This window comes from Roseinatronobacter ekhonensis, assembly GCF_900499075.1.
GTDB classification, from domain to species: Bacteria; Pseudomonadota; Alphaproteobacteria; order Rhodobacterales; family Rhodobacteraceae; genus Roseinatronobacter; species Roseinatronobacter ekhonensis.
On record NZ_UIHC01000035.1, the window covers coordinates 14,038 to 33,725 of the forward strand.

The 19,688-nt window shown below is 58.7% G+C and carries 22 protein-coding genes; 17 read left to right on the forward strand and 5 right to left on the reverse strand.

The genetic code is table 11. The features are described from left to right. Window position 1: 1 nt before the first annotated feature. Window positions 2-631, forward strand: coding sequence for a CoA transferase subunit B (locus tag ROE7235_RS13925; RefSeq protein ID WP_121096114.1), 630 nt, complete (start codon window positions 2-4; stop codon window positions 629-631). On the opposite strand, the gene ROE7235_RS13930 is transcribed toward ROE7235_RS13925, so the two are convergent. Then, entirely contained in the window at window positions 628-1,470 is an 843-nt protein-coding gene (locus ROE7235_RS13930; protein ID WP_121096115.1) for a lytic transglycosylase domain-containing protein, read from the reverse strand. The two genes, ROE7235_RS13925 and ROE7235_RS13930, sit on opposite strands and share 4 nt — an antisense overlap. A gap of 337 nt (window positions 1,471-1,807) precedes the next feature. Here ROE7235_RS13930 and ROE7235_RS13935 point away from each other — a divergent pair, with 337 nt between their 5' ends. The 12 genes from ROE7235_RS13935 to ROE7235_RS13990 all read left to right on the forward strand — a co-directional run bounded on the left by ROE7235_RS13935 (window position 1,808) and on the right by ROE7235_RS13990 (window position 13,536). Further along, entirely contained in the window at window positions 1,808-2,020 is a 213-nt protein-coding gene (locus tag ROE7235_RS13935; RefSeq protein ID WP_121096116.1) for a Flp family type IVb pilin, read from the forward strand. Between the two features lie 216 nt (window positions 2,021-2,236). Then, window positions 2,237-3,064: a Flp pilus assembly protein CpaB gene (gene cpaB / locus ROE7235_RS13940; RefSeq protein WP_121096133.1), complete on the forward strand. Its 828-nt coding sequence runs from the start codon at window positions 2,237-2,239 to the stop codon at window positions 3,062-3,064. Between the two features lie 254 nt (window positions 3,065-3,318). Continuing rightward, window positions 3,319-4,677 carry a type II and III secretion system protein family protein gene (locus ROE7235_RS13945; protein ID WP_121096117.1) on the forward strand — a complete coding sequence of 453 codons (1,359 nt, stop codon included), beginning with the start codon at window positions 3,319-3,321 and terminating at the stop codon, window positions 4,675-4,677. A 34-nt stretch (window positions 4,678-4,711) separates the two neighbouring features. Further along, window positions 4,712-5,335: an OmpA family protein gene (locus ROE7235_RS13950; RefSeq protein ID WP_121096118.1), complete on the forward strand. Its 624-nt coding sequence runs from the start codon at window positions 4,712-4,714 to the stop codon at window positions 5,333-5,335. Between the two features lie 215 nt (window positions 5,336-5,550). Next, window positions 5,551-6,780 carry a CpaE/TadZ family protein gene (locus tag ROE7235_RS13955; RefSeq protein ID WP_370743765.1) on the forward strand — a complete coding sequence of 410 codons (1,230 nt, stop codon included), beginning with the start codon at window positions 5,551-5,553 and terminating at the stop codon, window positions 6,778-6,780. A 12-nt stretch (window positions 6,781-6,792) separates the two neighbouring features. Further along, window positions 6,793-8,244: a TadA family conjugal transfer-associated ATPase gene (locus tag ROE7235_RS13960; protein ID WP_121096120.1), complete on the forward strand. Its 1,452-nt coding sequence runs from the start codon at window positions 6,793-6,795 to the stop codon at window positions 8,242-8,244. Window positions 8,245-8,246: 2 nt separating this feature from the next. Next, complete coding sequence (locus ROE7235_RS13965; RefSeq protein WP_121096121.1) at window positions 8,247-9,215, forward strand: type II secretion system F family protein; 969 nt, start codon at window positions 8,247-8,249, stop codon at window positions 9,213-9,215. Between the two features lie 24 nt (window positions 9,216-9,239). Further along, window positions 9,240-10,220 carry a type II secretion system F family protein gene (locus ROE7235_RS13970; protein ID WP_121096122.1) on the forward strand — a complete coding sequence of 327 codons (981 nt, stop codon included), beginning with the start codon at window positions 9,240-9,242 and terminating at the stop codon, window positions 10,218-10,220. Further along, window positions 10,220-10,804 (forward strand): tetratricopeptide repeat protein, encoded by a 585-nt coding sequence (locus ROE7235_RS13975; protein ID WP_121096123.1) that lies wholly within the window; start codon window positions 10,220-10,222, stop codon window positions 10,802-10,804. The genes ROE7235_RS13970 and ROE7235_RS13975 overlap by 1 nt, the downstream gene beginning before the upstream one ends. Before the next feature lie 39 nt (window positions 10,805-10,843). After that, window positions 10,844-11,680 (forward strand): tetratricopeptide repeat protein, encoded by an 837-nt coding sequence (locus ROE7235_RS13980; RefSeq protein WP_245963975.1) that lies wholly within the window; start codon window positions 10,844-10,846, stop codon window positions 11,678-11,680. After that, complete coding sequence (locus tag ROE7235_RS13985) at window positions 11,677-12,180, forward strand: prepilin peptidase (RefSeq protein ID WP_370743767.1); 504 nt, start codon at window positions 11,677-11,679, stop codon at window positions 12,178-12,180. Before ROE7235_RS13980 ends, ROE7235_RS13985 begins: the two co-directional genes overlap by 4 nt. 45 nt (window positions 12,181-12,225) lie before the next feature. Then, on the forward strand, window positions 12,226-13,536 hold the full coding sequence (locus ROE7235_RS13990) for a DUF8689 domain-containing protein (protein ID WP_121096124.1): 1,311 nt from the start codon (window positions 12,226-12,228) through the stop codon (window positions 13,534-13,536). Between the two features lie 2 nt (window positions 13,537-13,538). Here ROE7235_RS13990 and ROE7235_RS13995 read toward each other — a convergent pair whose 3' ends face one another. Beyond that, the gene (locus ROE7235_RS13995) at window positions 13,539-14,039 is read right to left on the reverse strand and encodes an Lrp/AsnC family transcriptional regulator (protein WP_121096125.1); all 501 of its coding nucleotides are present in this window, start codon (window positions 14,037-14,039) and stop codon (window positions 13,539-13,541) included. Between the two features lie 167 nt (window positions 14,040-14,206). On the opposite strand from ROE7235_RS13995, the gene trxB reads away from it, so the two are divergent. Next, complete coding sequence (gene trxB / locus ROE7235_RS14000) at window positions 14,207-15,166, forward strand: thioredoxin-disulfide reductase (protein WP_121096126.1); 960 nt, start codon at window positions 14,207-14,209, stop codon at window positions 15,164-15,166. On the opposite strand, the gene dprA is transcribed toward trxB, so the two are convergent. The 3 genes from dprA to ROE7235_RS14015 form a co-directional block, all read right to left on the reverse strand. Then, window positions 15,167-16,306 (reverse strand): DNA-processing protein DprA, encoded by a 1,140-nt coding sequence (dprA, locus tag ROE7235_RS14005; RefSeq protein ID WP_121096127.1) that lies wholly within the window; start codon window positions 16,304-16,306, stop codon window positions 15,167-15,169. A 109-nt stretch (window positions 16,307-16,415) separates the two neighbouring features. Beyond that, complete coding sequence (locus ROE7235_RS14010; RefSeq protein WP_147434220.1) at window positions 16,416-16,844, reverse strand: hypothetical protein; 429 nt, start codon at window positions 16,842-16,844, stop codon at window positions 16,416-16,418. Next, window positions 16,805-18,007: a pyridoxal phosphate-dependent aminotransferase gene (locus ROE7235_RS14015; RefSeq protein ID WP_121096136.1), complete on the reverse strand. Its 1,203-nt coding sequence runs from the start codon at window positions 18,005-18,007 to the stop codon at window positions 16,805-16,807. Before ROE7235_RS14015 ends, ROE7235_RS14010 begins: the two co-directional genes overlap by 40 nt. Before the next feature lie 90 nt (window positions 18,008-18,097). Here ROE7235_RS14015 and ROE7235_RS14020 point away from each other — a divergent pair, with 90 nt between their 5' ends. The 3 genes from ROE7235_RS14020 to ROE7235_RS14030 all read left to right on the forward strand — a co-directional run bounded on the left by ROE7235_RS14020 (window position 18,098) and on the right by ROE7235_RS14030 (window position 19,334). Further along, a complete protein-coding gene (locus tag ROE7235_RS14020) occupies window positions 18,098-18,499 on the forward strand; it encodes a helix-turn-helix domain-containing protein (protein ID WP_121096137.1) in 402 nt (133 codons plus the stop codon). A 1-nt stretch (window position 18,500) separates the two neighbouring features. Beyond that, window positions 18,501-18,770: a succinate dehydrogenase assembly factor 2 gene (locus ROE7235_RS14025; protein WP_121096129.1), complete on the forward strand. Its 270-nt coding sequence runs from the start codon at window positions 18,501-18,503 to the stop codon at window positions 18,768-18,770. Between the two features lie 66 nt (window positions 18,771-18,836). Beyond that, window positions 18,837-19,334, forward strand: coding sequence for a MarR family winged helix-turn-helix transcriptional regulator (locus ROE7235_RS14030; protein ID WP_370743770.1), 498 nt, complete (start codon window positions 18,837-18,839; stop codon window positions 19,332-19,334). The last annotated feature ends 354 nt before the right edge of the window (window positions 19,335-19,688 follow it).

The following is a 19,688-nucleotide window of genomic DNA, read 5'->3' on the forward strand; positions in this document are numbered from 1 at the left end:
AATGCCCTGGGACCGCAACCAGATGGCCGCACGAGCGGCACAGGAACTGGAAGATGGAATGTATGTCAATCTTGGCATCGGCATCCCGACGCTCGTGGCCAATTACATCCCCGAAGGCGTGCAGGTCACGCTGCAATCGGAAAACGGGATGCTGGGTATCGGCCCGTTCCCGACAGAGGATGACATTGATCCCGACCTCATCAATGCGGGCAAGCAAACCGTGACGGCGCTGCCCCATACCGCCTATTTCGACAGTGCCGAATCGTTTGCCATGATCCGCGGCGGCAAGATCAACATGGCCATCTTGGGCGCGATGGAAGTGGCCGAGAACGGCGATATCGCGAACTGGATGATCCCCGGCAAGCTGGTCAAAGGCATGGGCGGCGCGATGGACCTTGTCGCGGGCGTGAAGCGCGTGATCGTGGTCATGGACCACACCAACAAGGCGGGTGAATCAAAGCTGCTCAAGGCCTGCACCTTGCCGCTGACGGCGACTGGCGTCGTCAAACGCATCATCACCAATCTGGGCGTTCTGGACGTGGTCGAAGGCGGGTTGAAGATCGTCGAATGCGCCGAAGGTGTCACCGAAGACGAGATTCGGGCCGCAACAGAGGCGGCGATTGTCGCCTAGCCGGACTGCGCGATCTTGAACACGCAAGGATCGCTGGGCAATTCCGGCACGGTCGCGCACAGTCCGCGCGCGACCTGCCACGCGGCCAGCACTTTTGGCACATAGTCGCGGGTTTCGGCATAGGGGGGAACGCCGCCATTGCGGTCCACCGCGCCTTCGCCTGCGTTGTAGCCCGCCAGCGCAAGCACCACGTCATTGTCGAAGCGTTCCATCAGCCAGTGCAGATATGTCACGCCGCCTTTGATGTTCTGGTCGGTGTCGAACGGGTCGGTGACACCGAATCGTTCAGCCGTTGCCGGGATAAGCTGCATCAAGCCTTGGGCATTTGCGGAACTGACCGCATCCGCGCGGCCCGCCGATTCGACAGAAATGACCGCGAGTGCGAGTGCCGGTGACACCCGTGTGCCAACCGTTGCCAACAGGATTGCCGGCGCGTGCGATTGTGCGATGTCCTGCATATCCTGCAACCTTGGTGCGCGGATATTCGCGCCTGCGGGGGGTGTGGACAGCGCGTCGCGCGCCGCCAGAAAGCGTGACACGTCCGGCCCGCCTGTGGGGCGCACACGTTCCCAGAACCATGCGAACTGGCCCGGTGACGTCGCGTCTGTCGCGCCTTGTTCGGGGGCAGGTGGCGGGTTTTGTGGCACGCGCGGCCCGGCCGCAAGGCGCGCGGCTTGTTCTTCGGGGTCAATCTGAACGGTGATGCGTTTGCCTGCGCCCCCCTCACCCACTGCAATGCGCCGAAAGGTAAAGCCACTCTCGGATGAGTCTTGTGCCAGCGCCATCGGCGGGCCGATGACCATGCAAAAAACGGCGGCGAAAACGCGCGGGACACTCATGTGATTAACTGCTCTTTTATGTGTTTTGGCTAAAGATGCCGATATGTGCCCTATGAATCCAGAAAAATCGTTCTCGGCTCAGCAACGCGCAGTGTTTTGGACCGGGTGTATTCCGCAAGGTTCTGTCACCAAACCGGGCCTTTTCGACCCAATGTTGAGCGGTTGGGAACAAGTTCCGTATTCGACCATGCAATGGTTCTGAAATGGTCTGAATCATGCCCAATTCGTGCCACGGTTCGGGGGCTATATGGGCCTCAGCCAAGCGGTGAACGACCAAACACCTTTAGAGTAACCGGTTCGGCTGAGTAGAAACTGTTCAAATGTTGGAGACTTGAAAATGAAACTGTTCGCAAACATCAAAACTTTCGCCGCTGATGAATCTGGTGCCGTGACCGTTGACTGGGTTGTGCTGACCGCCGCTATCGTGGGTCTGGGCATCGCAGTCATCAGCTCGGTGCGCACCGGCACCTCGGATCTTGCAACCGACATCCAGACCTCGCTGACGGGCGCTTCCGTTTCTGCGCTGGGCACTCTCGGCGTCAATAACTAAGACGCGACACGAATTACACTCAGGGCGCCCCGTTCGGGGCGCTCTTTTCCTATTTGAGCCTTTGGGTTTCGCCGTTTCAATTATCGCGCCGGAACTCGGATCATGGGTCAAATTCAAGTCGGGGCATGAACAACAATCCGCCACATTCGGTAGGCATCGTTTCATGTAATCAGTTTCCGGCGCAGGTCCGGATCAGTGAACAGAAAGGATATGGCAATGCGCCTAGTTTTCGGAGCCGTCCTTGTCGCGGGCCTTGGTCTGGCGGGGTTCGCCGCCTATCAGACCCAAGCGTATATTTCCAAAATGCAGACCGAACTCGCAGAGGCTCGCGCGAACGCGAACACTACCGATATGGTCAACGTGTTCCTGGCCAAGCGGCCCATGACCTACGGGGAACGACTGACCCGCGAAGATGTGCTGGTCGCCGCCTTCCCGGATTATGCGGTGCCTGCCAATGCATTGAGCGAGGTCGAAGCCTTGTTTCCCAACAACATTGACCACCGCATTGTGCTGCGCACGATGGATGAAAAGGAACCGATCCTGCTGAGCAAGCTGACAGCACCGGGCAAGGAAGCCGGCATCACGTCGCATCTTAGCCCCGGCAAACGCGCCTTTACCATCGCGGTCAACCAGATCAGCGGTGTGGCCGGTTTCCTGCGCCCTGGCGACCATGTCGACGTGTTCTGGTCGGGCCGCCGCAACGGAAACGAGGAATTCACACAGTTGATCCAGTCACAATTGCGCATTATCGCGGTTGATCAATCGGCCAATATGGACCGCTCTGAAAAAGTGCGCGTTGCCAACAATATCACCGTGGAGGCCAGCCCTGAACAAGCCGCCGGACTGGCGCTTGCGCAAGGCTCAGGCCGCTTGTCGCTGGCACTGGTCGGCGTCGGCGATACCGAGGTGTCGGGCGATGTCGAAATGACCCAAGATCGCCTGCTGGGCGTGGTGCGCGAAGAGCGTTCGGTTGAAGAGAAATGCCATATCCGCACGCGCCGCGGCAATGAGCTTGTGAACATCGAGATCCCTTGCACGAATTGAGGCGCATTGCCCCAGCGCATAGAACAGGGTCCGTGGCACGTTGCCCGGACCCGTTTTTCACGCCTGTGGCTCGACTAGATCGGGTGGTGTTGCTCGACTTGGCTGCAATATCTGCCCCGATCTGGCAAGATAGTTGCAGTTTTCACATAAAGAACGCCGCGCAACCATCTGGAATCTTGATAAGTTGTGCGGTTTCGGGCATGGTGACGCAAAATAATGGGCAAAGCCCGAGCAGTTTTAAAGGCAGGCACCTCATGACGTTCAAGAGTTTGGCAGTCGCACTGCTGACGGTTACCGGCCTTGCGCTGGCGCAACCCGCGCCCGCCTTTGCCCAGACTGTCAGGGTTATCAACGGCGAGTCGGCGTCTACGTTGCGCGTTCCGATGAACCGTGCAGTGGTGGTCGAAACCGAAAACCCCTTTGCGGAGTTGTCCATCGCCAATCCCGGCATCGCCGACATTTCAACGCTGTCCGATCGCTCGATTTACGTTCTGGGCAAGACACCCGGTCGCACCACGCTGACCATACTTGGTCTGGATGGGAACCTGGTGTCGAATGTCGAGGTGCAGGTCACACCGGATATCGCCGAGTTCCGCGAGCGGCTGCGCCAGATCCTGCCCAGCGAGGAGATCGAGGTGCGCACCGCCAATGACGGGATCGTGTTGTCGGGCACCGTGTCGACACCCGCACGGCTGGATGCCGCCTTTCAACTTGCCCAACGCTACGCGCCCGACCGCGTTTCGAACCTGATGAGCGTCGGCGGAACCCAACAGGTCATGCTGAAAGTGCGCTTTGCCGAAATGCAGCGCGGGGTCAGCAAGTCATTGGGTGGCAGTGTTCAGATCACAGGCGGCACACGGGGTTCTGTCAGTTCTGGAAATTTCGCCACCCCGACAGCAACAAATCCGGCCGGCACGCTGGGCTTCCGCGTTGGCGGTGGCAGCCTGACCGCGCAGGTCTTGATCGAAGCGCTTGAAACACAGGGCATGGCCCGCACGCTGGCAGAGCCTAACCTGACCGCTCTGTCCGGGCAGGAAGCGTCTTTCCTTGCGGGTGGCGAGTATCCGATCCCGGTGGTCGAAGACGGCAATGTCACGATCCAGTATAAACCTTTTGGTGTTGAATTGGCCTTCACCCCAAGGGTGCTTGAAGACAACGTTATCAACCTGGCGCTGGAAGCGGCCGTCAGCTCGCTGGATGGCACGAATACGGTGTCCATCGGTGGGTCTGTGGTCAATGCCTTCCGTCGCCGGTCTACCCAGACCACGGTTGAATTGCGCGACGGTGAGAGTTTTGCCATCGCCGGGCTGCTGGAAGACGATTTCCGGTCAGGCTCTACCGCCGTGCCATGGCTGTCGGAATTGCCAATTCTGGGGGCACTGTTTCGCAGCGTGAACTATCAGCGCAGCCAGACAGAGCTGGTGATCATCATCACGGCACATCTGGTCACACCGACCCGAGGCGAGGCTTTGATGCTGCCGACCGACCGCGTCCGCCCGCCCAGCGAGCGTGAGCTGTTCCTGAACGGACAAATGTCGTCAAGCGGCGGTGGTGCCGTCGGTGAAGTCGCCCGGCAAGATTTTGGCGGGTCTTATGGCTATGTCATGGAATGATCGTCGCCCTTTTTCCTTTGTGCAGGAGCCTGCAATGGCCGTGAACAGACGTTTTTTCTTATTGGGCAGCGCAGGGCTGGGCCTGTCGGCGTGCGGTGGCAGTTTTCACCACGAGGCCGGGATTGGTCTGGATGAGGGCGGCTTTGGCAACCCGACGATGCACAATCACCTCGTGCAGACCGGAAAGATCAGCCTGGCCGAGATCATGACCCGGCGCTTCCATGACGAAGTGCCATCCATGGTGAATTTCGATTTCGACAGCGCGGCTCTGTCCGCCGAAGCCAAAAGCACGCTGCGGATACAAGCTGATTGGATGAAACAATTCCCGGAGCTGCGCTACACGATTTACGGGCACACGGATGCCGTCGGGTCGAACGCGTCAAACAAACGGCTTGGGTTGCACCGCGCGCGCGCAGTGCGCCGCTATCTTGTCTCGCTGGGTGTGCCGCATCGTAGCATCATCGCCGTCGTCTCACGCGGGGAAAACCAACCGCTAATCGTCAGTGAAGGGCGAGAGCCTGCCAACCGTCGCACCGTAACCGAAATATCAGGGTCGATCCGTCGGGGCGCCGATATGATGAATGGGGAATACGCGCGCGTCATTCAGCGCGAATATGTGGCTTCTGCGACCGAGCAGCATAACACCGCGACCGACTGATCCCCGCGCAAGCCACTGAAACACGAATGGTCCGGAGCACATGCCCGGGCCATTTTTTCTAAAATATCATAGCTGTCGAACAATTGCGGGCATTTAGCCCAAATCTTGCCAGAATTATAGACAATCTTCTCACAACAGTTTTGCCGCTTCCGGACCATTCCCGTCTTTGTGCGCCGGTGGTTGGAAAAGGCTTCGTAGATTTTAGGATGACGACGATGGATGACATGTCACAGGAAAAGTCAGGGTTGATCCGAGCTTGCACGATCTCGCGCGATGTTCAGAATTTCGACCTGCTGATCGAAGACATGGAAACCGAATTCGGTGAAAGTTGGGGCGACCTGACCTTTGCGGAAGCGAACGCATTTCTGTCGGAACCGGATGCCGGAGCATTGGAAGTCATTGCCATCGCCCTCGATGACGCGGACGAGGGGTCTGTCCAGATCGTTCGCACCATCATAGAGAAGGCGTCGGCCCGCGGTGTCCATATCCTGCTGATCGCAGAGGCTTTGTCCCCGATCCTGCTGCACCAGCTCTTGCGCGCCGGTGCAGAGGATTTTGTTCCCTATCCTTTGCCCGAAAACGCGCTGCATGACGCCATAGAACGGTTGCACAAGTCCGATCAGGCGGTGGCCACGAACGCTGCCGTTCAGATGGGCAGCGGCGGCAAGCATGGCGCCATTTTCGCGGTGCAGTCGCTTTGCGGCGGCGGTGGCGCGACCAATTTCGCGGTCAATCTGGGCTGGGAATTGTGCCAGATCGGCAAAGGCCAGACGCCATCGGTCTGCATTCTGGATTTTGATTTTCAATCCGGATCGGTTGCGACCTATCTTGACCTTGCACGCACCGAAAAGGTCTACGAACTGTTGTCGCAAACCCATTCTATGGATGCAGACGCGTTCCATGCGGCGCTGCAGGTGTTTCAGGAAAAGATGCACGTCTTGACCGCCCCGTCGGACATGCTGCCGCTGGACCTGCTGAGCCCGGAAGAGATCGAGCGCGTTATTTCGATGGCGCAATCGCATTTCGACTACGTCATCATCGACCTGCCACGGGCGATCATGCACTGGACGGAAACGGTCCTGAATATGTCCGATTTGTTCTTCGCCATGATCGAGTTGGATATGCGGTCCGCACAAAACGCACTGCGCATGATCCGTGCGCTCAAGGCGGACGGGATCGACATGGGCAAGCACCGTTTCATCCTGAACCGTGCGCCGAAATTCACGGATCTGGGTGGCAAATCGCGAGCCAAGCGCATGTCCGAGAGCTTGGGCATCTCGATCGCGACATATCTGCCCGATGGCGGCATTCAGATACGCGATGCCAATGATCATGGCCTGCCCTTGGCCGAGTTCGCCGCCAAGAACCCGCTTTTCAAGGAAATCCGTAAATTCGCGTCAGCGCTGCATGAAACCAACAGTGCTGCGAAACTGGCCGCAGAGTAACGAGGAACTATTATGTTTGCACGATATCGCAAGAACACGGAAAGCGCCGCGCAGCCGGTGCGGGCATCTGCTGGCGCACCTGCACGCCAGATTCCGACCAAGGACACGCCAAAGGCACCGGCCAAGCCGATGGCCGAAGCCCAACCGCGCCCCGCGGCAAAGCCGGAGCCGACCTCGAAGGAGGAGCAGCGCAAGCTGCGGATGAACAAGATCAAGACCGAATTACACCGGCGCCTGCTGGACAATCTGAACTTGTCAGCCTTGGAAAACGCTAGCGAATCGGAACTGCGCGGAGAGATCAATTCGATCGTTTCTGAAGCGCTCTCAGAGATGGATGTCGTCCTCAACAGCGAGGAACGGTCGACGCTGAATCGGGATCTGTTCTTTGAAGTGATGGGCCTTGGTCCGCTGGAACCGCTTTTGCAAGATGACAGCGTCAACGATATTCTGGTGAATGGGCCAAAGCGCATCTTTGTGGAACGCGCGGGCAAGCTGGAACTGACCGATGTCACCTTCCGCGATGAACGCCACCTGTTGCGCATTATCGACAAGATCGTGTCCGCCGTGGGCCGCCGAGTGGACGAATCAAACCCTTATGTCGATGCGCGTTTGGCCGATGGCTCGCGCTTCAACGCAATGGTGCCACCCGTTGCGGTCGATGGCTCGCTCGTGTCCATTCGGAAGTTCAAGAAAGAGAAGCTGAGCATTGATGATCTGGTCAAGTTCGGCGCCTTCTCTCCTGAAATGGCACTTTATCTTGAAGCGGCGGTGTCCACCCGATTGAACGTGATCGTGTCGGGCGGGACCGGCTCGGGCAAGACGACCACGCTTAACGCTTTGTCCGGCTTTATCGGCAACACTGAGCGTGTCCTGACAATCGAGGATACGGCAGAATTGCAGTTGCAGCAGGAACATGTGGGCCGCATGGAAAGCCGCCCCGCCAATATGGAAGGGCGCGGCGCCGTCACCCAGCGTGACTGTTTGCGCAACGCGCTGCGTATGCGACCGGACCGCATTATCGTGGGTGAAACCCGTGGCGAGGAAGTGATCGACATGTTGCAGGCCATGAATACTGGCCATGACGGGTCCATGACCACCATCCACGCGAATACCGCGCGTGACGGTATCAGCCGTCTGGAAAACATGGTTGCCATGGCCGGGATTGATATGCCGCTGAAAGCAGTGCGCAGTCAGATCGGGTCGGCCGTGAACCTGATCGTACAGGTTTCGCGACTGCAAGACGGCTCCCGCCGGATGATGTCGGTGACAGAGATCACGGGGATGGAAGGTGAAATCATCACCATGCAAGAGATCTTCCGGTTCGAACGCACGGGTATTGAACCTGACGGCACCATTCTGGGGCATTTCACAGGCACCGGCCTGCGGTCGCACTACGCAGACCGTTTCAAACGCTGGGGCTATGACCTGCCCGCAACGATTTACGATCAGGTAAAGGCGAAGTAACCATGGAACTCTCACTTAGTCCATTGATTTATATCGCCATTTTTGGCGCGGTTATTCTGGTTATCCAGGGTGTCTATCTGCTGGTTTTCGGCAAGAGCATTGAACATGATTCAAAGCTCAACCGTCGATTGGACCTGATGTCGAAAGGCAAATCCAAGCAGGATGTCATCGAACAGTTGCGCAAAGAGCGTTCGGTCCACGGCCAGAACCTGTCGATCCCGCTTTATGGTCTGTTGTCTGATCGTGCGAAGAAAGCGAATATCGCGTTCACACCGCAGATGTTGTTGATGCTGATGGGCGGGTTGAGCGTTTTCAGCTTCGTCTTGCTCTCGTTTGGCACCAGTGCGCCACTGCCGGTTCGCTTGGCAATCGGGGTTGCTATGGGTGTCGGCGGTGTCTTTTTCTGGGTGTCGAGCAAGGCCAAGAAACGTATCGGCGCGATTGAGGAACAACTGGCAGAGGCGGTTGATCTCATGGTCCGAAGCTTGCGTGTCGGTCACCCGTTCAGCGCCGCCTTGGGCTCTGCGGCGGACGAGATTGCCGATCCGCTGGGGACCGAACTGGGCCTGATCGCCGATGAGGTTGCTTATGGGCGCGATGCGGGCGAGGCGCTGGGCGAGTTTGGCGAGCGTGTCGGCCTGCCAGATATCGGGTTTCTGTCGGTCGCTGTCTCGATTCAGCAAAAATCGGGCGGCAACCTCGCCGAAATCCTGGACGGATTGTCAAAAGTGATCCGTGCGCGCTTCAAGCTGTTCCGCCGCGTGCGCGCCATCACCGCAGAAGCGAAATGGTCCGGCATGTTCCTGTCCGGTTTCCCGATTGCGGCCATGGTCATGATCCAGGTCATCAAGCCGGACTACTATGACCCGGTCAAAGGCACGCCGCTCTACATTCCGCTGGCGATTGTTGTCGGCCTCTTTCTGGTCATCAATGTGCTCTACATGCGCAAGATGACCGACATCAAAGTGTAACCTGCCTCAGTAAGGGAGTTTCCAATGTTAGATATGTTTCAGGGCGGGTTCGGCACGATTTTGCTGCTTGGTGTGATCGGTATTGTGCTGGTCGCCATAGCTGGCTTCGCGGCCTTCGGAGATAACTCCGACGACCCGATGAGCAAATTGAAAGACCAAGTCAGCGCCGCGGAGTCCAAAAAGCGCAGCACCGCTGCGACAGGCCTGCGTCGTAAAGAGGGCAAGGGCATCAACGGGCTGGAGAAATTTGCCAAATTTCTGGAGCCAGAGAACGAACAGGAATTGGGTGCCGCGCGCCAACGGATGATCCAGGCGGGGTATCACGGCAGGCACGCGGTTCGCGATTTTCAGGCGCTTCAGTTCATTCTGGCAATTGGGTTTTTGCTGGTGTCCCTGTTGGTGGTCTTCGTCATCACACCGGACACGTTCGAAAGCGTGCCAATGCGGACTGCCGCGATAATCCTGCCCATGCTGATCGGGTATTACGGGCCGCGCAAATGGATTGACGGACGTGTCGAAGCGCGCAAGGAAGAGATCATCAGCGGCTTCCCCGACGCGCTGGACATGCTGTTGATCTGTGTCGAAGCCGGTCAGTCACTGGACCAGTCCATCCAGCGGGTTTCTGTTGAAATTTCTAATACTTACCCGGCGCTGGGCGAGGAATTGACAACGGTTGGTGAGCAGGTCAAGGCGGGCCGCGAGCGGAGCGAGGTTCTGAAGGATCTGGCCAAGCGGTGCGACATCTCCGATATCAACAGCTTTACGACCGTGATGATCCAGGCGGCAACCTACGGCACCTCGATCACCGACGCATTGCGCGTGTTCGCAGCCGAGATGCGCGACAAGCGGATTATGCGAGCCGAGGAAAAGGCCAACATGCTTCCGACCAAGATGACGCTGGGTACCATGATGTTCACCGTGCCCCCGTTGCTGATTATCTTGATCGGTCCGTCTGTCGTAGGCATCATGACCGAATTGAGCAGTAGCAACATAACAGGCATGTAATGCAACGTTGGAGCATGGGCGTCCTTCTATGTTTCGTAGTCAGCGGTTGCGCGCTGCCCCCCGGCGGGGGCAGTGAAAACGCTTCTGATCTCGGTGCAGGCCCGGACCAAGTCGCTTCACGCGATCTTGACATCGCCGAAGCGGTCGATGGGTTGGTGGTCGGACACAGGCTGATGGCCGCGGGCGAATATGAGCTTGCTCTGCGGGCTTACTACCGGGCGTCTGCCGCGAATGGCGTCAATGTCGATATTCTGTCGGCCATAGGTTCTGCCAACCTGCGCCTAGGGCGTGTGCAACAAGCCGAACAGGTGCTTCGCCGCGCATTGGAGCAAGACGAAACCTTTGTACCGGCCCACAACAATCTTGGTGTGGCACTGGGCGAGCAGGGTGAATGGGGCGAAGCCGGACTGCATTTCCGCAACGCTTTTGCGTTCGATGGCGGTCGATCGTCGGAAATTCGCGATAACTTGCGTTTGGCAATCGAAAAAACTGCGGAAACAGGGTATGATGAGCGCGAGGCACACCGGCTTTCGCTGGTGCGGCGGGGTCAGGGCAGGTTCCTGCTTCTGGACACGCCGTTATAACGAGCAATGAGGACGCAAAAAATGCGCCAAACATTATGTATGACGCTGCTGTTAAGCGGCGCGCTGGTCCTGTCTGCATGCGAAGGCAGTAAACAGGCAAATGTCACCCGCGCGATCGACGCCGTGAACGCGGTGGATCAGAAAAATGTCGCAGAGCTGATGCTGGCCTCTGGGAACCCGGATGAGGCCGTGTCCTATTTCGCCGGTCAGGTTGAGAGTGACCCCGACAACATATCCAACCAGCGCGGGCTCGCGCGGTCTTTGGTGCGGGCGGGTCGATTGGCGGAAGCTATCCCGACATGGCGCAAGGTCGCTCAGCACCCTGACGCGACTCAAGATGACAAGGTCATGCTGGCAGAGGCGCATATTCGCGCCAATGACTGGGATTCGGCTGAAACCGTCCTGAATAGCGTGCCACCAACGCATGAAACCTTCGACCGTTACCGGTTGGAAGCGATGATCGCCGATGGAAAGAAGGACTGGAAAAAGGCCGATCATTTCTACGAGACCGCTGCGGGGTTGACCACGCGTCCCTCTGGCGTGTTCAACAATTGGGGCTTTTCCAAGCTGACGCGTGGCGCTCCACGAGAGGCGGAACAGCTTTTCACCGAGGCGCTTCAGCATGATCCGCATTTGTTTACCGCCAAAACCAACATGGCCCTCGCGCGGGCCGCACAGGGCAACTACAGCCTGCCGCTTGTTCGGATGAGCCAGCAGGAACGTGCGATGTTACTGCACACCATGGCAATTGCCGCCATTCGCAAGGGTGATGTGAATGTGGGGCGTACCTTGCTGCAAGAAGCGATTGATACCCATCCGCAGCATTTCGACGAAGCGGTGCGCGCGCAGCGCGCGCTTGAAGGAGATTTGGGATGATGGCACTTTCCGCAGAAGCAGCACGCTGGTTCCTGCCCTTCGTGGCCCCGATCGCGCTTTGGGTCGCGTGGAGCGACATGAAGTGGATGAAAATTCACAATTATGCAGTTCTTGCATTGGTTGGGATTTATCTGGTCATAGGCCCGCTGGCGTTGCCGTTTCAGGTCTGGGCTTGGGGCTGGGCAGGGCTTGCGCTGGTGCTCGTGGTCGGCTTCGTGCTGAGTGCGGTCGGGTTGCTGGGCGCGGGTGACGCGAAATTCGCCGCGGCGATGGCCCCGTTCATCGCACTTGGCGACCTTGGCAATTTCATGTTGCTTCTGGCCAGTGTGATCGTCGTGAGCTTTATTGCCCATCGGGTGGCGCGCAGTTCGACCGCAATCGTGGGAATGGCTCCGGGCTGGGAAAGCTGGCACCGCCGGGAATTTCCACTGGGGTTGGCCTTGGGGCCAAGCTTGCTGCTGTATCTTGTCATCGCGGCTGCCAACGGCCCAATGTTTTAACGTGTGCAATGCCCCGCGCGTGGTCGCGGTGCCGGAGTATTGGTCATGAACGCACATGCTACGCCCATCACGGCACCAGCGGTGCCGCGCAATCTGGACGCGACCGGGCTGTCCATCGTGATGATGCGCGACATTTTGCTGAAGTCCATGTATCGGATGAGCCTGTCGAAAATCTCTGAAGTCTCGCGGACAGTTTGCCTGCCAATACCGCAAACTATTGAGTTGATTGATATTTGCCGACAGGAGCGATTGCTGGCAGCGACGGCGTCCATCACCTCCAACACCTCAAGCGAAGGCAGTTTCCAGCTAACTGATGCCGGAAAGGCGCGCGCGATGGACGCGTTGTCGCAGTCCGAATATTACGGGGCCATGCCGGTGCCGCTAGAGACCTACGCCAAGCAAATCCAGAAACAATCCATCCGCAATATTCAAATCACGCGCCGCCAGTTGCAGATCGCAATGGGCGATCTGATCTTGCCGCCGACCTTGATGGACGACCTTGGCCCGGCTGTCAGTTCGGGGCGGTCGATCCTGATGTATGGGCCGCCGGGGAACGGGAAATCGTCTATCTCCAACGGTATCCGCGCCGCTATGGGCGACCGGATTTATGTGCCGCGTGCCGTCAGCCATGCCGGGCAGATCATCAGCGTGTATGACCCAATCGTGCACACAATGGCCGAAGCTTGGGAAGATGACCCGACGTTGTTGCGCCAGACCGGCAATCGCTTCGACGCACGCTATGTGTATTGCGAGCGGCCGACCGTTATCACCGGCGGGGAGCTGACATTGTCGATGCTGGACCTGACCTTCAACCCGGTGTCGCGGACCTATCAGGCGCCGTTGCAGTTCAAGGCGACAGGCGGCGTGTTCATCATTGATGACCTTGGCCGTCAGGAAGAACCACCGCAATCCATTGTGAACCGCTGGATCGTTCCGATGGAAATGAATTATGATATTTTGGCGCTGCAATCGGGCGAAAAGTTCGTGACCCCGTTTGACACGCTCGTAATTTTCTCGACCAACTTCCACCCGAACGAGATTTTCGACCAAGCGGCGTTGCGTCGGATTTTCTACAAGATCAAGATCGATGGGCCAAGCCAGCAGGACTTTTTGAAGATTTTCGCCCTTGTCGCCAAAAAGCGCGGGCTGCCGCTGGACGAAGATGCGATCATCCACTTAATCAAAAAGAAATACCCGACCATCAATGGCGTGTATGCGAATTACCAGCCTGTCTTCCTGATCGACCAGATGATCGCGATCTGTGACTTTGAGGGCAAAACACGTCGCATGTCGCCCGACCTGATAGATCGGGCGTGGAAAAACATGTTCGTCGAATCCGAGGATATCGTGCGCTGAGCTTACTCGATCTCGGCGGCGCGCGCTTCCAAGACATCGAACGGCACGCCGGGTTCCAACTTGGCCCCGCGTATCACAAGCGAAGTCTTGACCGTGACGACATTGTCAGCGGCCAATAATTCCTCGGTCAGAAAGCTCTGGAATGTCGACAAATCGGGGGCGACGCATTTCAGAATGAAGTCGATCTCGCCGTTGAGCATGTGACATTCACGCACCAATGGCCAGTCGCGGCAGCGCTGCTCGAAGCGCGACAGGTCCGCCTCTGCCTGACTGTTCAGCCCGACCATTGCAAAAACCTGCACTTCGAACCCCAGATCGCGGCTGTTGACCTGCGCGTGGTAGCCGCGAATGAACCCGGCTTCTTCCAGCGCGCGCACGCGGCGCAGGCAGGGCGGGGCCGAAATGCCGACACGCTTTGCCAGTTCGACATTGGTCATCCGGCCATCAGCTTGCAACTCGGCGAGGATCTTGCGATCTATCGGATCTAGCTTGCCGCCCGACATAAAACTTCCTTTCGTTTTGCAGTTATGTATGATGCCCTGCCGATTTGCGCAATATTATTTCGCATTCGGGCAATATTTATTCGCGGTTCGCAGCGGCTGATTGCCCTCTTGTGCGGGCGTGCACAATGCCTAGATTGCGCTTCAGAAAACGCCTGAAAGGACACGCTATGACCACCTCGCGCCATACCCGGCTTTTGATTATCGGCTCTGGGCCGGCGGGCTACACGGCCGCGGTCTATGGCGCGCGCGCCATGTTGGAGCCGGTTCTGGTGCAGGGTATCCAGCCCGGCGGGCAGTTGACCATCACCACCGAAGTGGAAAACTGGCCGGGCGACACGATGGTCACGGGCCCAGAACTGATGGTGCGCATGGAAGCGCACGCGCGCGAGATGGGGACCGAGATTATCAGCGAGCATATCGCGTCACTTGACCTGTCGGCGCGGCCGTTCCGGGCGGTCGGCGACAGTGGCGCGATCTACACCGCCGATGCGGTGGTGCTGGCAACCGGGGCGCAGGCGCGTTGGCTGGGCCTGCCCTCTGAGGAAAAATTTCAGGGCATGGGTGTGTCGGCCTGCGCCACCTGTGACGGCTTCTTCTACCGTGGCAAGGAAGTGATCGTTGTAGGCGGTGGCAACACAGCCGTGGAAGAGGCGCTGTTTCTGACCAATTTCGCCACCAAGGTCACGCTGGTGCACCGCCGTGACAGCCTGCGCGCCGAGAAGATTCTGCAGCACCGCCTGCTGAACCATCCCAAGGTAGAGGTGATCTGGGACCACACATTGGAAGAGGTCTTGGGCAACACCAATGGCGGCGGCGTGCAGGGGGCACGGTTGGCACATACAACAGGCGGCGAAACCCGAGAGATTGCGTGCGACGGTGTTTTCATTGCCATTGGCCACAGCCCGGCAAGCGAGTTGGTCAAGGACCAGTTGAAAATGCAGTCGGGTGGTTATGTCTGGGTGGAGCCGGGCACCACACGCACATCCATTCCCGGCGTCTTTGCGGCGGGCGACCTGACCGATCATGTCTACCGCCAAGCGGTGACAAGCGCGGGGATGGGGTGCATGGCAGCTTTGGACGCCGAGAAGTTCCTGGCCGAGCAGGGACAGGATATGGCCGCCGAATAATCAGGCGCGGCTGATCAGACCGCCGGGGTGGCGCTGGACAGCGCCATCCAGTTCCAGCGCCACCAAGGCGGGTGAGATGACCGCCGCTGACAGGCCCATATCGCGAATGACCATATCTTCGTGGATCGGGGTCGGGCCAAGAAGACGCAGGATGGCCGCGTTCAGCGCTTGGGGAGACGGGTGCGCCGGTGCCTCGTTTTGTGGCGGCGTTCGGTCAGAGGTGTGGGTAGTGTTGTCCGTATCGTTCTCGGGGCGGATGCGGTCCAGCACGTCCTCGACATTGCGGATAAGGGTTGCCCCTTCGCGGATCAGGCGGTTGCATCCGCCCGCACGCCCGTCAACCGGGTGGCCGGGGACCGCCATCACCTCGCGCCCCTGTTCCAGCGCGTCCTTGACGGTAATCAGCGTGCCAGACTTTTCAGCGGCTTCGACCACGATCACCGCCATTGACAGACCAGCGATGATGCGATTGCGGGGCGGGAAATGGCGCGCTTGCGGATAAGTGCCCATGGGTTGTTCGGACAGGCGCAGTCCCTGGTCGGCGATGGCGGCAGCGAGGACCGCGTTTTCCGCTGGGTAGATCACATCGACACCGCCGCCCATGACCGCGATTGTGCCGGTTTTCAGGCTGGCCTGATGCGCCGCAGTGTCTATGCCGCGCGCCAGACCGGACACCACGGTATAGCCCGCCAGCCCAAGCCCTTCGGCCAGCATCCGCGCCATGCGTGTTCCAAGGCTGGAAGCATTTCGCGCGCCGACAAGGGCGACCATGGGCTGCAAAAGCGGTTTGCGCCCGCCCATGCACCACAACACAGGGGGCGCATCGGCAATCGCAGCAAGACTGGCCGGATAGGCATCTGTTCCGAAGCACAACATGCGCGCGCCTTTTGCGCGGGCGAGGTCGATTTCGGTTTTGGCCGCGTCGACCGAAAAAGCGCTGTAGCTGTCAACCCCGGCCGCTTGCGCAACCTTTGGGAGCGCGTCCAAAGCTGTCTGCGCGTTGCCATGTTCGCGCATAAGCCTGTGAAATGTCGTCGGCCCCACGCGGGGCGAGCGAATGAGACGAAGCCAGGATAGCCTGTCCTCTTCCGTCGTGGGTGGGGTGAAGGGTGGGTGAGAAGAAAACAAATCTTTCGCCATCCGTCCTACCTCGTCTCATTCACTTACGAATGTGCCGCCAGATAGTTAAGGGCAGGTAAAGATTCGCACCTTGGGCGCAGTTTTTTCACACGAAGACCACATTGCGGCCTTAATCGGGTTTCTGCGCCCGCTGCGCAGCCTTGCGCACCAGCACTTCGCGCAGGTCTTGCATGGCCAGAAGCAGCTCTTCGGTGGCGTCAGTCAGCTCTGCCGGGGTAGCGCGGAACTGTGCCCAATGAGCGATATGGCCGATCTGCTCGGCGGCTTTTGCGGCGTCGCCTGTCAGCCCCGTGCTACCGGCCAGCCATGCGTCAATCAGCGCGCGTTCCGTATCTGTCAGATCATGTCCGCTGGCTACATTCACCGAACCGGTCTTGGCGTTTATCCCGGCAATCCGGTGCATCTCGGACCGTCGCAACCGCGCGTCATACGCAATCCGCAGCAGCATTGCCCCGCCGGGGCGCGGGCGGAAATAGTATTCGCGCCCGCCGCCCATATTTAGCGCAAACCCGCGCAGAAATCCTGAATGCGTGTGCAAGCCTCGCGCAGCGCGTCATCCGATGTGGCGTAGCTGACGCGGAACGCCGGCGACGTGCCGAAGGCCGCGCCGAACACCACCGCCACGCCCTTTTCTTCCAAGAGCGCGGTTGCGAAGGCTTCGTCATCCGTGATCGCCGCGCCGCCCGCAGAAGTCTTGCCAATGCAGCCCGCGATGGACGGGTAAACATAGAACGCGCCCTCGGGAACCGGGCAAGTGATGCCGTCGCAGGCGTTCAGCATCTCGACCACCAGGTCGCGGCGGCGCTGGAAGGTCTTGTTGTTCGCGGCAATGTAGTCCTGCGGGCCGGTGAGCGCCTCGACCGCCGCCCACTGGCTGATGGAGCAGGGGTTCGAGGTGCTTTGCGACTGGATCTTGCGCATCGCACCGATCAAGTCCTTGGGGCCAGCAGCGTAGCCGATGCGCCAGCCGGTCATTGCATACGCCTTGGACACGCCGTTCACGGTCAACGTGCGGTCATAAAGCGCGGGTTCGACCTGCGCGGGCGTGCAGAACTCGAAATCATCGTAAACAAGGTGTTCATACATGTCATCCGACATGATCCAGACGTTCGGGTGGCGCAGCAGCACGTCGGTCAGAGCTTTCAACTCGTCCCACGTATAACCCGCGCCGGTCGGGTTAGAGGGCGAGTTGAAGATCAGCCACTTGGTTTTCGGCGTGATAGCTGCCTCCAGCGCGTCGGGCGTCAGCTTGTAGGCGGTGTCTGCGGTGGCCTCGGCAATAACCGGCTCGCCACCCGCCAGCAGCACCATGTCGGGGTAGCTGACCCAGTAGGGCGCGGGGATCACCACCTCGTCACCCGCGTTCAGCGTTGCGACCAGCGCGTTGTACAGAACCTGCTTGCCGCCGGTGCCGACGGTCACTTGTGCAGGAGTGTAATCCAGCCCGTTATCGCGCTTGAACTTGTCGCAGATCGCGGCTTTCAATTCGGCCAGACCATCGACGGCGGTGTATTTCGTTTTTCCCGCATCAATGGCCGCTTTTGCCGCGTCCTTTATGTTCTGGGGCGTGTCAAAGTCGGGCTCACCGGCGCCTAGCCCGATCACGTCCCGGCCCTCTGCTTTCAGCTCCGCGGCCTTGGTCGTAACGGCAATGGTCGGCGACGGTTTGACGCGGGTAAGGGTATCGGACAGGAAAGCCATGACGGGAACTCCGGTTTGTGTCTTGGGCGCCTCTGTCATAGGTTGCGGCCAATGGCCGTTCAAGCACAATCAAATCCAAAGGGACGTGATATGACTGAAAACACCGAAACACAGGACTGGTATTCGGGTGACCATGCCACATTCGGCGACCGCCTGACAGCCGCCAGAGAGGCACAGGGGATCACGCAAGCCCAACTCGCCAAGCGTTTGGGTGTCAAGCAACGCACCGTCGAAGGCTGGGAAAACGACACGTCAGAGCCGCGCGCCAACAAGTTGCAAATGGTGGCGGGGCTGCTGAATGTGTCCTTGCGCTGGCTTTTGACTGGCGATGGCGACGGGGTGGCAGAACCCGTCAGCCAAGAAGATCTGGCGGAGGACGCGCAAGCGATCCTGAAAGACATGCGGGGGTTGCGCGCCGACCTGACCCGCGTGTCGACCGAACTCGGCCGCATGGAAAAGCGTCTGCGTCTAATTGTGAAGGAAACGATCTGACATGCAGATCAGTCCAGAAGAAGCCCGTCTGAAGCGGCTCAAAATGCGGTCTTGGCGGCGCGGCATGAAGGAAATGGATCTCATTCTGGGACCGTTTGCCGATACCGCGCTGGCCGGTCTGTCAGAGCCCGAGCTTGCAGCCTATGAAAGTTTGTTGGAAGAAAACGACCAAGATCTCTATCTTTGGGTGACGGGCGCGCGGGACGCGCCGCAAGCACATGGTCCGATGCTAGAAACCATCCGCGGTGTGGTTGAAAGCCGCCAAAGCTGAACTTTTAACGCTTTTTTTGCAAGTTTGCGCGATGCTACCCGTCACAAAGACAAGACGGAGCATCGCGTGAGCTTTCAACAGGACATGGGCGCCCCCGTGCGCAAGCAAACATTGGTGCGCTATCTGGACAGCGTCGCGCTGCTAGAGCGGATGCATCGCTTGCTTCTGGATGTCATCAAGGACGAATTTGAACGGCTTGGCATTATGAATATCAACCCGGTGCAAGCCTTGTTGTTATTCAACATTGCCGATCATGAGGTGACAGCCAGCGAATTGAAATCGCGTGGATATTACCAAGGGTCGAATGTGTCCTATAACCTGAAAAAGCTGGTCGAGATGGGGTATATCCATCACCAGCGCTGCGCGATCGACCGCCGTTCGGTGCGTATCCGGCTGACGGCCAAGGGGCAGGCGATTCACGATCGCGTCGCATCTTTGTTCGAGCGGCATTCCGTTCAGCTGGAAGAGAGCGGCGTAATCGCCTTTGCCACTTTGGATGAAGCCGTGCGTGCCTTGAAACGACTGGAACGATTCTGGGGCGAACAGATTCGGTATATTTATTGATATAGCGTGGCTGATGTTTGCGGCCCGTTGCCGCACAGCGCGGCGAGAGTGCGAGGCGTCATAGCGGTGTTTGATACTCGATTAAAGCCGGCGAACCGAGTGCGCTGGCGGCAATATAAGCCGAAAGATCATCGTGCACCAAAGCTTGGGTAAAGTCAGAGGGGGTGGTGGGCGACCCTGAAACCATCTCCAATTTTCACGGCCTTTCGTGAAAGGTATATTTTCCCTATACTCCGAGTCCTGCAGAAGCCGAATTTGTTGACTTGACTGCTGGGTTTGGAACGATTCAGCTATTGCTTATGATCCGCCCTGACTTTCTTTCCTCACCAGCCCGCCTCGAGCTTGAGGCTTGCG